Below are 13449 nucleotides of genomic sequence, written 5' to 3'. Positions count from 1 at the left end.
GACCACACCATGGAACTTCACGACGTCTGGTTCGTACTGATCGCCGTCCTGTGGACCGGCTACTTCTTCCTGGAGGGCTTCGACTTCGGAATCGGTGTCCTGACCAAGCTGCTCGCCCGCGACCGCAAGGAGCGGCGGGTCCTGATCAACACGATCGGACCCGTCTGGGACGGCAACGAGGTCTGGCTGCTCTCGGCGGGCGGCGCCACCTTCGCCGCCTTCCCGGAGTGGTACGCCACCCTCTTCTCCGGCTTCTACCTGCCCCTGCTGCTCATCCTGATCTGCCTGATCATCCGGGGCGTCTCCTTCGAGTACCGCCACAAGCGCCCCGAGGACAGGTGGCAGACCAACTGGGAACACGCGATCTTCTGGACCTCGCTGATCCCCGCGTTCCTGTGGGGCGTGGCCTTCGCCAACATGGTGCGCGGAGTGAAGATCGACCAGGACATGGAGTACGTCGGCAGCCTCTTCGACCTGCTCAACGTCTACTCGATCCTCGGCGGCCTGGTCACCCTCACCCTCTTCACCTTCCACGGAGCGGTCTTCGCCTCGCTGAAGACCGTCGGGGACATCCGGGAGCGCTCGCGCGCGCTGGCGACCCGGCTGGGCGTGGTGACGGCCGTACTGGCCCTCGTCTTCCTGATCTGGACCCAGGTCTCGCGCGGTGACGGCTGGAGCCTGATCGCCATGGCCGTCGCCGTGGTGGCGCTGGTCGCGGCGATCGGCTGCAACCTGGCGGGCCGGGAGGGCTGGTCGTTCGCCCTGTCGGGGATCACCATCGCGGCTGCCGTCACGATGCTCTTCCTGGCGCTGTTCCCGAACGTCATGCCGTCCTCGCTGAACGACGCGTGGAGCCTCACGGTCACCAACGCCTCGTCCACCCCGTACACGCTGAAGATCATGACCTGGTGCGCGGTCATCACCGCTCCGCTCGTCATGCTCTACCAGGGTTGGACCTACTGGGTGTTCCGCAAGCGCATCGGTACGCAGCACATCGCCGACGCGCACTGACCCCGCGCCCGGCCCCCGGGCCGCCCGTATCCGACGGACGGCCCGGGGGACCGGTTCCTGCCTGACCCTGCCGAGGGGATGTTTCACGTGAAACCGATCGACCCGCGCCTGCTGCGGTACGCCCGTTCCACCCGCCTCTTCCTCGGGGCGGTGGTCGCCCTGGGGCTCGCCGGGGCCGGGCTGGTGATCGGTCAGGCGATGCTCATCGCCGAGATCGTGGTCGGCGCCTTCGAGCAGGGGCTCGACGGAGGGGCGCTGCGGACGCCCCTGCTGCTGCTCGCGGCGGTGGCCCTGGGGCGCGGGCTGGTCGCCTGGCTCACGGAGCTCGCCGCGCACCGGGCCAGTGCGGCGGTCAAGTCGGAGCTGCGGGGCCGGCTGCTGGAACGGGCCGCGGACCTGGGGCCGGGACGGCTCGACGGCCACCGGACGGGTTCGCTGGTGGCGCTGGCCACCCGGGGCGTGGACGCGCTCGACGACTACTTCTCCCGCTACCTGCCCCAGCTGGGGCTCGCGGTGGTGGTCCCGGTGGCGGTCCTCGCCCGGATCGTCACCGAGGACTGGGTGTCGGCGGCCATCATCGTGGTCACCCTGCCGCTGATCCCGCTGTTCATGATCCTGATCGGTATGGCCACGCAGAACCGGATGGACCGCCAGTGGCGGCTGCTGTCCCGGCTCTCGGGGCACTTCCTGGACGTCGTGTCGGGGCTCCCGACGCTCAAGGTCTTCGGCCGGGCCAAGGCGCAGGCCGAGTCGATCCGCTCGATCACCGACGACTACCGCCGGGCCACGATGCGCACGCTGCGCATCGCCTTCCTCTCCTCGTTCGCGCTGGAGCTGCTCGCCACGCTTTCGGTCGCGCTGGTCGCGGTCACCATCGGCATGCGGCTCGTGCACGGGGAACTCGACCTGTACACCGGTCTGGTCATCCTGATCCTGGCACCGGAGGCGTACCTGCCGCTGCGGCAGGTCGGGGCGCAGTACCACGCGGCCGCCGAGGGGCTGGCCGCCGCGGAGCAGATCTTCGAGGTGCTGGAGACCCCCGCCCCCGCGCCGGGCGGCGGGGCGCCGGTGCCCGCCGACGGGCTGCGGATCGAGTTCGACTCGGTCGAGGTCCGCTACGAGGGGCGGAGCGCGAGCTCGCCCGGACCGGTGTCGTTCGCCGTCGCGCCGGGCGAGTGCGTGGCCCTCACCGGGCCCAGCGGGGCGGGCAAGTCCACCCTGCTCCACGTGCTGCTGGGCTTCGTGACGCCGACCGGCGGGCGGGTCCGGATCGGGGACGCGGACCTGGGCGCGCTCTCCCTGGAGCAGTGGCGGGAGCGGGTGGCCTGGGTGCCGCAGCGCCCGCACCTGTTCGCGGGGACGATCGCCGAGAACGTACGGCTGGCCCGCCCCGGGGCTTGCGACGAGGCCGTCGAGGCCGCGCTGCGCGACGCCGGGGCGTGGGAGTTCGTGTCGGCCCTGCCGGGCGGGACGCGGACCCCGCTCGGTGAGGGCGGGGTGGGCCTGTCCGCCGGCCAGCGCCAGCGACTGGCCCTGGCCCGGGCGTTCCTCGCGGACCGGCCGGTGCTGCTGCTGGACGAACCGACGGCCGCCCTGGACGGTGGTACCGAGGCCGCCGTGGTGGAGGCCGTACGCCGTCTCGCGGTCGGGCGGACCGTGCTGCTGGTGGTGCACCGGCCGGCGCTGCTGGCCGTGGCCGACCGGGTGGTGCGGGTGGGCGAGGGGGCTCCGGTCCCCTCCGCGGACCCGGTCCCGGCAGTGGTGAGTGCCCCGCGAGGTCCGGCGGCGGCCGATCCCGGGGAGTGGATCCTGGGTGCGGCGCCCGAGGGGGACGCGGTCGCCGGGGGCGGCGACACCGGCGGCGGTGACCCGCTGCGCCGGGTGCGGGCGGTGGCGTCGGCGTGGCAGGGCCGCTTCGGGCGCGGGCTGCTGCTGGGTGCGCTGGCCGTCGGCTGCAGCGTCGGCCTGATGGCCGTGTCCGGATGGCTGATCTCCCGGGCCTCGCAGCAGCCGCCGGTGATGTACCTGATGGTGGCCGTCACGGCAACGCGTGCCTTCGGTATCGGGCGGGCCGTCTTCCGCTACGCGGAGCGGCTCGTGTCGCACGACGCCGTGCTGCGGATGCTCGCGGATCTGCGGGTCGCGGTGTACCGCCGCCTGGAGCGGATCGCGCCCGCCGGACTGCGGGAGCAGCGGCGCGGGGACCTGCTGTCACGGCTGGTCGCGGACGCCGACGCCCTGCAGGACTACTGGCTGCGCTGGCTGCTGCCGGTCGGCACTGCGGTACTGGTCGGCACCGGGTCGGTGGCGTTCACCGCCTGGCTGCTGCCCGAGGCCGGGGCCGTGCTCGCGGTGGGGCTGCTCCTGGCCGGCGTCGTCGTGCCGCTGGTGAGCGGGGCCTGCTCGCGGGCAGCGGAGCGGCGACTGGCACCCGCGCGGGGCGAGCTCGCCACCCGGGTGGCCGACCTGCTGACCGGGACCGCCGAACTCACCGTCGCCGGAGCCCTGGCCGACCGGAAGGGGCGGGCGCGGGAGAGCGACGGCGTGTTGACCCGGATCGCCTCGCGCGGGGCCGCCGCCACCGGACTCGGCGGCGGGCTGTCGGCGCTGGTGTGCGGGCTCACGGTGGTGTGCGCGGCCCTCGCGGGCGCGGGGGCCGTCGCCTCCGGACGGCTGTCCGGAGTGGCCATGGCGGTGGTGGTGCTCACCCCGCTCGCCGCCTTCGAGGCGGTCAGCGGGCTGCCGCTGGCGGTCCAGTACCGCCAGCGGGTGCGTCGTAGCGCGGAGCGGGTCTACGAGGTCATCGACGCGCCCGTGCCGGTCACCGAGCCGGCGGAGCCGGCCGAGCCGGCGGCCTCGCCCTTCCCGCTGCGGCTGACCGGACTGGCCGCCCGCCACCCGGGCCAGCAGCGTGACGCGCTGCACGGGCTGGACCTGACCCTGGACGCGGGGCGGCGCATCGCGGTCGTCGGGCCCTCGGGCTCGGGCAAGACCACCCTGGCCCAGGTCCTGCTGCGGTTCCTGGACCAGCGCGAGGGCGGGTACACCCTGGGCGGTGTCGACGCGCGCACCCTGGACGGCGACGACGTACGCCGCTTCGTGGGCCTGTGCGCCCAGGACGCGCACCTCTTCGACAGCTCGGTCCGCGAGAACCTGCGTCTGGCCCGGACCGGGGCGAGCGAGGAGGAACTGCGCGAGGCCCTGGCCGCGGCCCGGCTGCTGGAGTGGGCGGACGGGCTGCCGGACGGGCTGGACACCCTGGTCGGCGAGCACGGAGAGCGGATCTCCGGGGGACAGCGCCAACGGCTCGCCCTGGCACGGGCGCTGCTGGCGGACTTCCCGGTGCTGGTGCTGGACGAGCCGGCCGAACACCTGGACCTGGCGACGGCGGACGCCCTGACGGCGGATCTGCTGGCGGCGACCGAGGGCCGGACCACCGTGCTGATCACGCACCGGCTGGCCGGGCTGGAAGCGGTGGACGAGGTCCTCGTCCTCGACCGGGGAACGGTCGTCCAGCGGGGTGCCTACGCCGAGCTGGCGGCGGTCGAGGGTCCGCTGCGCGGGCTCCTGGAACGGGAACGGGAGGCGGACGGGGCGCTGGCCGAGTTCCACCTTGCTGACTTTCCCTCCTAAAGGGGACTAACTACTCTCAAGGGCATGTCAGCGCAGGAGTCTCAGGAACCACCGGACCCGACACGGGGAACGCCGGACCCGTTGGAGGCCGCCACCCGGGCCACCCGGAGTCTGCAGGGGCTGTCCACCGAGCTGACCGCCCGGGTCCCCCAACTCCTGGAAGCCATGCGCTCGGTCGGTACCGGACTCGAACTGCACTCCGTGCTCGACCGCATCTGCGAGACGGCCGCCGAGCTCGCCGACGCCCGCTACGCGGCGATCGGTGTCGTGGACGTCGAGGGCCGCGGTCTTTCGGACTTCGTCACCTACGGCGTCAGCGCCGAGCTGGCGCGGAAGATCGGGAGCCGTCCGGACGGGCGGCGGGGGCTGCTCGGTGCGCTGATCTCCCATCCGGACACGGTGCACCTCGCCGATCTGGCGAAGGATCCGAGGTCGGCCGGGTTCCCCGCGCACCACCCGCCCATGAAGACCTTCCTCGGGGTGCCCATCCGGGTCCAGGGCGAGATCTTCGGCAACCTCTACCTCGCCGAGAAGAACGGCGGCGGCGAGTTCAACGACTACGACGTCAACATGGTCCGGGTGCTGGCCACCGAGGCGGGCATCGCCATCGGCAACGCCCGGCTGTACGAGGCCGCCACCCAGCGCGAGCGGTGGATCGACGGGTCGGTGGCCGTCACCACCGCCCTGTTGTCGGGCGGGGACGCGGACGACGCCCTCGCGGTGGTCGCCGAACAGGCCCGCCGACTGGCCGACTCCGCCGCGGGGATCGTGATGCTGCCCGCGCAGGAGGGCGGGATGGAGATCGTGGCCGTCTCCGCCGAGAACCCGGCCACCTCGCTCGGCGTGGTCATCCCGGCCGAGAGCCCGGTGGTGGACCGGCTGCTGCGCGGTGAGCCCGTGTTCGTGGAGGACGCCGCCGGCGACCCGCGCATGATCAGCCGGCTCACCAGCCAGTACGGGCCCTGCATGATGCTTCCCCTGCACAGCGGCGGCCGGGTCCTGGGCGCCCTGGTCACCCCCAGGGCCCGCGGCAAGAGGCCGTTCACCGAGGCCGAACGGACCCTGGCCACGCAGTTCGCCTCGCAGGCCGCGCTCGCGCTGATGATGGCCGAGGCACAGCGCGACCGGGAGCGGCTCGCGGTGTTCGAGGACCGCGACCGGATCGCCCGCGACCTGCACGATCTGGTCATCCAGCGGCTGTTCGCCACGGGGATGATGCTGGAGGGGGCCCAGCGGCGGTCCATCGTTCCGGAGGTCCGTGACGGGGTGGGCAAGGCCGTGGACGAGCTGGACGTGACGATCCAGGAGATCCGGACCGCGATCTTCGCGCTCCAGCAGGGCCCGGCGGAGGCCCCCTCGGGGCTGCGCACCCGGGTGCTGAGGGAGATCAACATGGCCGCGGTGCCGCTGGGCTTCAAGCCCGCGCACCGGTTCCTGGGCCCGATCGACGCGGTCGTCGGCGAACTGGTCGGCAAGAACCTGATCGCGGCCCTGCGCGAGGCCCTGTCGAACGCCTTCCGGCACGCGGAGGCCTCCCGCATCGAGGTGGTGCTCGATTCCACCGTCACCCTGGACGACGGCCGGCCCGGAGTACGGCTGGAGGTCGCGGACGACGGGGTGGGCATCGCGGAGGGCGGACGGCGCAGCGGCCTGCGCAACCTGCGACGCAGGGCCGAGTCGCTGGGGGGCACCAGCTTCTACGGGCCCGGCATCGGCGAGGACGGCGGCGGGACGACCCTGGTGTGGGAGGCCCCGCTCTAGGCCCGGTCACCCCGCGGAGCGTTCGGCGAGGATGCGTTCGATGACGACGGCGACCCCGTCCTCGTTGTTGGCGACCGTACGGCCCGAGGCGGCCGCGATCACGTCCGGGTGGGCGTTGCCCATCGCGTACGAGGTGCCCGCCCAGCGGAGCATCTCCACGTCGTTCGGCATGTCGCCGAAGGCGACCACCTCGGCCGGCGAGATACCGCGCTCGGCGCAGCACCGGGCCAGGGTGCTGGCCTTGGACACGCCGAGCCCGCTGATCTCCAGCAGGGCGGTCGGGCTGGAGCGGGTGATCGAGGCGTAGGAGCCGGCGGCCGAGCGGGCCAGGGCGAGGAACTCGTCCGGCGCCAGTTCGGCGTGGTGGGCGAGCAGCTTCAGCACGGGCGCCGCCGTGTCGTCGGGCTCCTCGTTCAGCAGCTTCTCGGCGGTGGCGACCGTGGCGCCCGGGCTCTCGAAGAACGGCGGATAGGCCGGCTCGTAGTTGATGCCGGTGGTCAGTTCGACCGCGAAGGAGGTACCGGGGGCGGCCTCCCTCAGGGTCCGTACGACCGTCAGGGCGGTGGCCCGGGGCAGCGCTCTGACCTGCACGAACTCCCGGTCGGCGTGAAGGTCGACGACGGCCGCGCCGTTCGCGCAGATCGCCAGGCCGTGGCCCTGGACGTGATCGCTGACCACGTCCATCCAGCGGGCCGGGCGGCCGGTGACGAAGAAGACCTCGATCCCGGCCTCCTCGGCGGCGGCGAGTGCGGCGACGGTGCGGTGCGAGACGGATTTGTCGTCGCGCAGCAGGGTTCCGTCGAGGTCGGTGGCGATGAGCCGGGTCACGGGGGTTGGCCCGTCCGGGCGCTGGGGAGCCGAGGTCACCGCTCCATCTTCGCCCATGGTCCCCGGGGCCCAAGCCAGACGGTGGGCAGATGTTTCACGTGAAACACGGTGCCCAAGCCAGACGGTGCGTAGATGTTTCACGTGAAACACGGCGGCGGGGACCTGGAATGGCGGGGGCGCGTGGTGCGGAATGTGCGGTTGGTGCGGAGGCGCCCGTAGGCTCGAACGCATGAGTCTGCGTCTGAGCACTGTCATCCTCCCGGTCCGTCCTTGGCACGAGGGCGGGCGTGACCAGTGGGAGCGGGCCGAGCGGCTCGGGTTCCACACCGCTTACACCTATGACCACCTGACCTGGCGGACCTTCCGAGACGGCCCCTGGTACGCGGCCGTACCCACCCTGACCGCTGCCGCCGCCGTTACCGACCGGTTGCGGCTGGGCACGCTGGTGACCTCGCCGAACTTCCGGCACCCGGTGACCCTGGCCAAGGACCTGATGACGCTCGACGACGTCTCCGGCGGGCGCATCACCCTCGGCATCGGCGCGGGCGGCAACGGCTTCGACGCGGTGGCGCTGGGCCAGGAGGAGTGGAGCCCCCGCGAGCGGGCGGACCGCTTCGCCGAATTCGTGCCGCTGCTCGACCGGCTGCTGACCGAGAGCGCCCTGACCCACCACGGCACCTTCTACTCGGCCGTCGAGGCCCGCGCCATCCCCGGGTGCGTGCAGCGCCCGCGGCTGCCGTTCGCCGTGGCCGCGACCGGCCCGCGCGGGGTGAAGCTCGCCGCGAGCCACGGTCAGGCCTGGGTGACGGCCGGTGACCCGAAGGTCTTCGAGGGGACGCCCGAGCAGTCGCTGGAGGCCCTGCGCGGCCAGGTCGGCAAGCTGGAGAAGGCCCTGGCGGAGATCGGGCGCGAGTCCGACACCATCGAGAAGGTCCTGCTGACCGGCTTCACGCCGGAGCGCGGCACGATGCTGGAGTCGGTGGACGCGTTCGTCGACTTCGCGGGCCGTCACCGCGAGCTGGGCTTCACCGAGATCGTCATCCACGCCCCGATCCCGGACTCCGACTTCGCGGCCGACGAGGCCGTCTTCGAGCGGATCGCCACCGAGGCGCTCGCCCAGCTCGACGCCTGACGAGACCCGGCGGCCCTGACGAGACCAGGTGGCCCGGCCGGGACCCGCCGCGTGGCGGGACCAGGCCGGGCCGGTCGTGTGTTCAGGCCGTCAGGTGCGCGACGACCCGCTCCGCCTGCGGCAGCAGCCACTCCGGAGCGGTCCCCTCGGGCAGCGCCCCGACCTCCTCGATCAGCGCGGTGATCCGGGCGGCACCCGCCGCCGGCCGTCCCAGCTCCTGATCCGTCCAGGCGGCGTTGTTCAGGCACTGGAAGCGTTCCTGGAGGTACGCGGTCCCGAGCGTGCGGTAGAGCGCGGCCGCCCGCTCCCAGAGCCCGACCTCTTCCCGTCGCAGCGCCTCGACGCCCGCCGCGCCCAGCGTGCCGTCCTCGTCCCCGTCGGCGTCCTCGTCCCCGTTGCCGTCCTCGTCGGGGAGTTCGGCACTGACCCGCCGGTCCAGCACCTGGGCCAGCTGGTGCCAGGTCTGGGCCAGCTCGGACCGCAGCTCCGGATCCTCCGGGTCCAGGGCCAGGGCGCCCTCCAGGACCCCGGCCGCCTCGTCCATTCGCGCCCGGGCGGCGGCCGTCGTCGCGTCCGTGACGGTCTCGCGCAGTCCCAGCCAGGCCAGCGAACGCAGGATCCGGGCCTCGGAGACGACCGCCTCCCCGGTCAGCCGGCGCAGTTCCAGGGCGCGCTCGTAGGCGGCGACGGCTTCCTCGGCCAGACCGGCGTCGGAGAGGCAGTCGGCGGCCGCCTGTGCGAAGCCCGCCTGCGGACGCGGGTCCTCCCAGCCCTGCACCAGCTCCGCCGCCAGCAGGAACTGCTCCGCCGCGCCCCGCGCATCACGCAGCTCCCGCAGCAGGTTGCCCAGGAAGTCCCGCGCCGAGACGGCTTGGCCCTCACCGTGCCGGAGCAGGTCGGCCAGCGTGGACTGGAGGACTTCCGCCGCATCGGCGGTCCGGCCCTCCCCGGCGTAGGCCCGGGCCAGCAGCAGCCGGGCCTGGGCGCCGCCCTCGGAGGTCAGGCCGGCCTGGTCGAACCAGTGCGCCGCCGTCAGGGCGTGCTCGGCGGCCTCCGCCGCCGAGCCCCGGCGCAGCAGGACGTCCGCGAGGGTGATCCGTACGGTGCCCTGCTGCTCGGCGTCGACGATCTCGGCGGCGTGCTCCACGGCGGACCGCGCCGCCTGCTCGGCCTCCTCGGGCCGCTCCAGGGACACCAGTACGCCGGCCCGCAGCACGAGCGGGTCCACGGCCTCCCAGGGGCGGTCGGCCTCGATCACCCGGGCCGCGGCGGAGGCCAGCAGGGGCAGGGCCCGGTCGGGGTCGCCCGCGGAGAGCGCCAGCCGGCCCAGCATCTCCTCGGCCTCGGCGGTCAGGTCCGCGAGGTCCGGGCCGTAGGCGGCGACGAACGCGCCGAGTTCGGCCACCAGCACCTCGTGGCCGTGCTCCTCCCCGTGCTCGTGGTCCTGCGTGCGCGTGGCCTCGACCGTGCGCAGGTACGACTCCACGCGCATCGAGGACAGCTCCGCGAGCGCGATCCGCCGGGTCCGCAGCGGTTCGGCCGGGTCCAGTGCCTCGGCGGCGCGCAGGGCGGTCGCCAGCAGTTCCCGGACCCGCCCCGGCTCCTCGCCGGACTGGGCGGCGACGGTCGCCAGCCGGAGCTCGGTGAGGGCCACGCGCTCCGCCCGTCCCAGTGCCCGGTACCGGTCGCGGACGTCCGCCAGCAGCCGCGGCGCCTCCTTCGTGCCGGCCCGCGCGGCGGCCAGGGCCTGCTGGTCGGCCACGTCGGCGGTGACCAGCGGGTCCGCCTCCGCTTCGGGGAGGGAGCGGACCCGTAGGGCCACTTCCGCCCACAGGGCGTCCGCTCCCGGGTGACCCGAGTCGCGTGCGGTGCGGGCCCGCTCCACGAGGGCGTCGAGACCGGCCCCGGGGGCCTCCGGCCGGGCCGGGGCCACGGCCGGCGCGGGGGCCACCGGCACGGCCCGGGGCAGTCCGGCGCTGCGCACCCCCAGCGGGAGGACGTCGAGCAGCGGTTCCCGCCCGATCCGCTCGCGCAGCTCGTCCGAGACCCGGCTGCTGCCGTTGCGGGCGTCGAAGCGGGCGGCGATCGCCAGGGCCTGGCCGTGGAGGATCCCGTACAGCTCGTCGACGGTGCGGGGGGTGCCCTCGTAGGGGACGGACAGGTCCGCGCCGTGCCCGAGCCGGTTCAGCCGGCCCAGCAGGACGAGCACCCCGCCGAGGAACTCCATCTGGGTGTCGACGTCCGCGAGCGGGACGAGGTGGACGGCGTGTTCGGAGAGGATCTCCAGGCCGCGGGCCTCGTTGCCGGTCAGGGCGCAGAACTCGATGTGCTCGCCGAGGGAGCGCAGCAGGCTTTCCTTGCCCCGGGCCAGGCGGTATCCGCGCAGGTGGTGGGAGCGGGCCTCGTCGGCGCGGCCGAGTCGCACGAGGGGCAGCAGGGAGCGCGCGAGGACCCGGTGCGGCTCCTCCATGCAGGTCTGGCCGCCCCCGAGGACCGGCTCCCAGACCTCGATCGCCTTCGCGTCCTCGCCCCGGTCGGCCCAGAACCAGCCCTGGGTGTGGGTCTCGCAGGCGCGGCAGTCGCTCATGGCGTCGCGGTCGGCGGCCCGCCACCGGGCGATGGCCCGTTCGGCCCGCTCGCGGTCGCCGGTGGCGTGGGCGAGGTAGAACTCGGACTGCCGCACGGCGCGTTCGCTGTACCCGGCGATCCGGTAGCGCCGTTCCATGTCGTCGAGCCAGCGGGTGACCGTCTCGATGGGGATCTCGGGGGATTCGACGATCCGGCCGGCCACCCACTTGAAGCGCCAGAACAGCGAGTGGGCCGCGGAGCCGTCGAAGGCCGCGGGGTCGCGGTCGTACTCCTGGAGGAGGCGGGCGAACGGGATGACCATGCGGGTGCGTTCGGCGCTGTACTCGTAGGCGTCGATCTGGGTGATCAGCGCGTGGCGGAACAGCGCGGGGTCCCCGCTGACCTCGGCGGCCGCGGTGAGGGCCTCGGCCTGCGCGTTGCGGGCCGCACCGTGGGGCAGGCCGCGGTTCTGCTGCAGTCCCTGCCGGATCTCTTCGTTGGTCATGGCGGTCACTTGCCGTCCTCCTGGGCCGGGGTGGAGTGGGTCGCCCATTCCAGGAGCCCGAGGAAGGCCCGGTTGAGCAGGGTGGAGTCCGCCGGGCGCAGGGGCCGCTGGGACATCAGCAGGGCCTGTCCGTAGAGGGATTCGACCGCCGTGCCGGTCAGGGTGGGGTCGGGGAGGCCCGCGATGCGCCTGATCAGCGGGTTGTTGTGGTTGAGGACCAGGCGGGCCCGGGGGCCGGAGCCGCGCAGGGAGCCGAGGATGCCGCTCCACAGGGAATCGGCGTTGTCGAGCGCGGCCGTGCGGTCGCGTTCCTGGCGGGCCTGGCGGTCGTCGAGGTAGAGGGCGGGGACGGCCACGGGCTGGAAGGCCCGCAGCACCACGTCGCAGCTCTGGGACTCCAGGCGGGTGCGGGCGGTGGCCAGGAAGCCGGCGAGGGCCAGTTCGACCTCGGTGGCGACGGGGTCGAGGCGTTCGGTGACGGCTCCCGCGTCGAGTTCGGTGACCTTGAGGTCCGGACGTACGGAGGGCAGCAGCGCCAGCAGGTCGGCGTCGTAGGTGTAGCCGGCGTTGATGACGCCGAGGCCGTGGGCCGCCGCGATCGGGGCGATCTGGCGGAACTCCTCGACGGTGCGGGTGAAGTGGATGTCGGAGTGGGCGGCCGCGAACTCCTCCAGGCTCATCGAGCCGTCGCTGGTCTCGAAGGGCAGCCAGGGCAGCATCAGCGCGAGCAGTTCGGCGTCGTGCCTGGCCAGCGACTTCACGCCGAGGTGGTGGACGCTCAGGAAGGCTGCCAGCCGCTCGGGTTCGCCGGCGGCGAGCTCGGCCAGCCAGGCCCGGACGCGGGCGCCGAGGGCTTCGCGTACGGCGGCCAGGGTCTCGTCGTCGTAGAGGTTCTCGCGGGAGGCGGTGGGGCGCAGCGTGTCGGTGTCGAGGACGACGCGGACGAAGAACGCCCAGTCGGGCAGCAGGTTGTCGGCCTGGTCGGTCAGCAGCATGCCCTTGAGGTGGACGCGGTGTCCGGCCCGGTGGGCGGGGCTGGTCGGGTCGGGCAGGACGTACGCGACGCCGCGGATCCCGGCCACCGGCAGGTCGAGGTCGATGCTGTCGAGGGGGGTGAAGCCGAAGAGGGCGGCGCAGTGTCCCGCGAGCGCGACGCGGCGGGCGGCCGGGGTGGGGAAGGCGCGGTCCCACACGGCGGGCCGGTCGGTGACGGGGCGCGGGGCGCCGCCGAGGCCGTCGTCGAAGGTGATCTCGTAGGGAAGGAGGGAGCCGTAGTCGCGGGCGAGCCGCTCGACCCTGGCGGCTTCGGTCCATTCCTCGGCGCCGGGGCGGGCCTCCAGGTGGACGGTGGTGCCGGGCTCCGGGCGGGCCTCGTGGGGCAGTTCGCGCACGGTGTACGAGCCGTCGTCCGTGGCCAGCCATTCCACGGGAGCGGCCAGGGGGTCGCGGGCGGAGCGGGTGACGACCCTGATCCGGCGGGCGACGACGAAGCAGGCGAGCAGACCGATGCCGAACTGGCCGAGGAACTCCTGGCGGGTGGTCTCCAGGCCGCGGATGTCGGGGTCGGTGCCGTCGCCGCCGCGCTTGGAGCTGCGGCCGATGGTGGCGAGGAGGGAGTGGGCCTCGGCGGCGGTCAGGCCGATGCCGGAGTCCTCGATGGTGACGTGGCCGGCGGACGCGGACAGGCGGATGCGGACGCGGGTGCCGGGTTCGTGGGCGTGGCGGGCGGTGACGGCGTCGACGGCGTTCTGCAGGAGTTCGCGGACGTAGACGCGGGGGCTGGAGTAGAGGTGGTGGGAGAGCAGGTCGACCAGCCCGCGCAGGTCGACCTGGAAGTTGTTGACCTCGGCTCCGACTTCGGCTCCGGCTTCGGCTTCGGCTTCGGCTTCGGCTTCGGCGCCGGTCGAGGCGCCGGTCGCCGCGGCGCCTTTCGTGTCGTCGGGGAAGCCGGATGAGGAAAGGGAGTCGGACGTCATGGGGTGTCACCTCGCGTGGTCACAGGGATGGTCGG

At 73.7% G+C, this 13449-nt stretch carries 7 protein-coding genes; 4 read left to right on the top strand and 3 right to left on the bottom strand.

What is annotated here, in order from left to right; genetic code table 11:
- Positions 1-9 precede the first annotated feature (9 nt).
- From cydB to ABZW32_RS06945, 3 genes are all read left to right on the top strand, one after another.
- The gene (gene cydB / locus ABZW32_RS06955; RefSeq protein ID WP_356212216.1) at positions 10-1011 is read left to right on the top strand and encodes a cytochrome d ubiquinol oxidase subunit II; all 1002 of its coding nucleotides are present in this window, start codon (positions 10-12) and stop codon (positions 1009-1011) included.
- Between the two features lie 87 nt (positions 1012-1098).
- Positions 1099-4644 (top strand): thiol reductant ABC exporter subunit CydD, encoded by a 3546-nt coding sequence (gene cydD / locus ABZW32_RS06950; protein WP_356212213.1) that lies wholly within the window; start codon positions 1099-1101, stop codon positions 4642-4644.
- A 24-nt stretch (positions 4645-4668) separates the two neighbouring features.
- Positions 4669-6405 (top strand): GAF domain-containing protein, encoded by a 1737-nt coding sequence (locus ABZW32_RS06945; protein WP_356212210.1) that lies wholly within the window; start codon positions 4669-4671, stop codon positions 6403-6405.
- A 6-nt stretch (positions 6406-6411) separates the two neighbouring features.
- Here ABZW32_RS06945 and ABZW32_RS06940 read toward each other — a convergent pair whose 3' ends face one another.
- Positions 6412-7290, bottom strand: a complete 879-nt coding sequence (locus tag ABZW32_RS06940; RefSeq protein WP_356212207.1) for a Cof-type HAD-IIB family hydrolase — start codon at positions 7288-7290, stop codon at positions 6412-6414.
- 172 nt (positions 7291-7462) lie between these two features.
- Between ABZW32_RS06940 and ABZW32_RS06935 the strand changes: the two genes are divergently transcribed.
- Entirely contained in the window at positions 7463-8365 is a 903-nt protein-coding gene (locus ABZW32_RS06935) for an LLM class flavin-dependent oxidoreductase (protein ID WP_356212204.1), read from the top strand.
- Between the two features lie 82 nt (positions 8366-8447).
- On the opposite strand, the gene ABZW32_RS06930 is transcribed toward ABZW32_RS06935, so the two are convergent.
- A complete protein-coding gene (locus ABZW32_RS06930; RefSeq protein ID WP_356212201.1) occupies positions 8448-11447 on the bottom strand; it encodes a tetratricopeptide repeat protein in 3000 nt (999 codons plus the stop codon).
- Positions 11444-13414, bottom strand: a complete 1971-nt coding sequence (locus ABZW32_RS06925) for an HSP90 family protein (RefSeq protein WP_356212198.1) — start codon at positions 13412-13414, stop codon at positions 11444-11446. Before ABZW32_RS06925 ends, ABZW32_RS06930 begins: the two co-directional genes overlap by 4 nt.
- Between the last annotated feature and the right edge of the window lie 35 nt (positions 13415-13449).

The sequence above is a fragment of the Streptomyces sp. NPDC004667 genome (genome assembly GCF_040609475.1).
Classification (GTDB): domain Bacteria; phylum Actinomycetota; class Actinomycetes; order Streptomycetales; family Streptomycetaceae; genus Streptomyces.
This window is presented reverse-complemented; position numbering and strand designations above follow the sequence as displayed.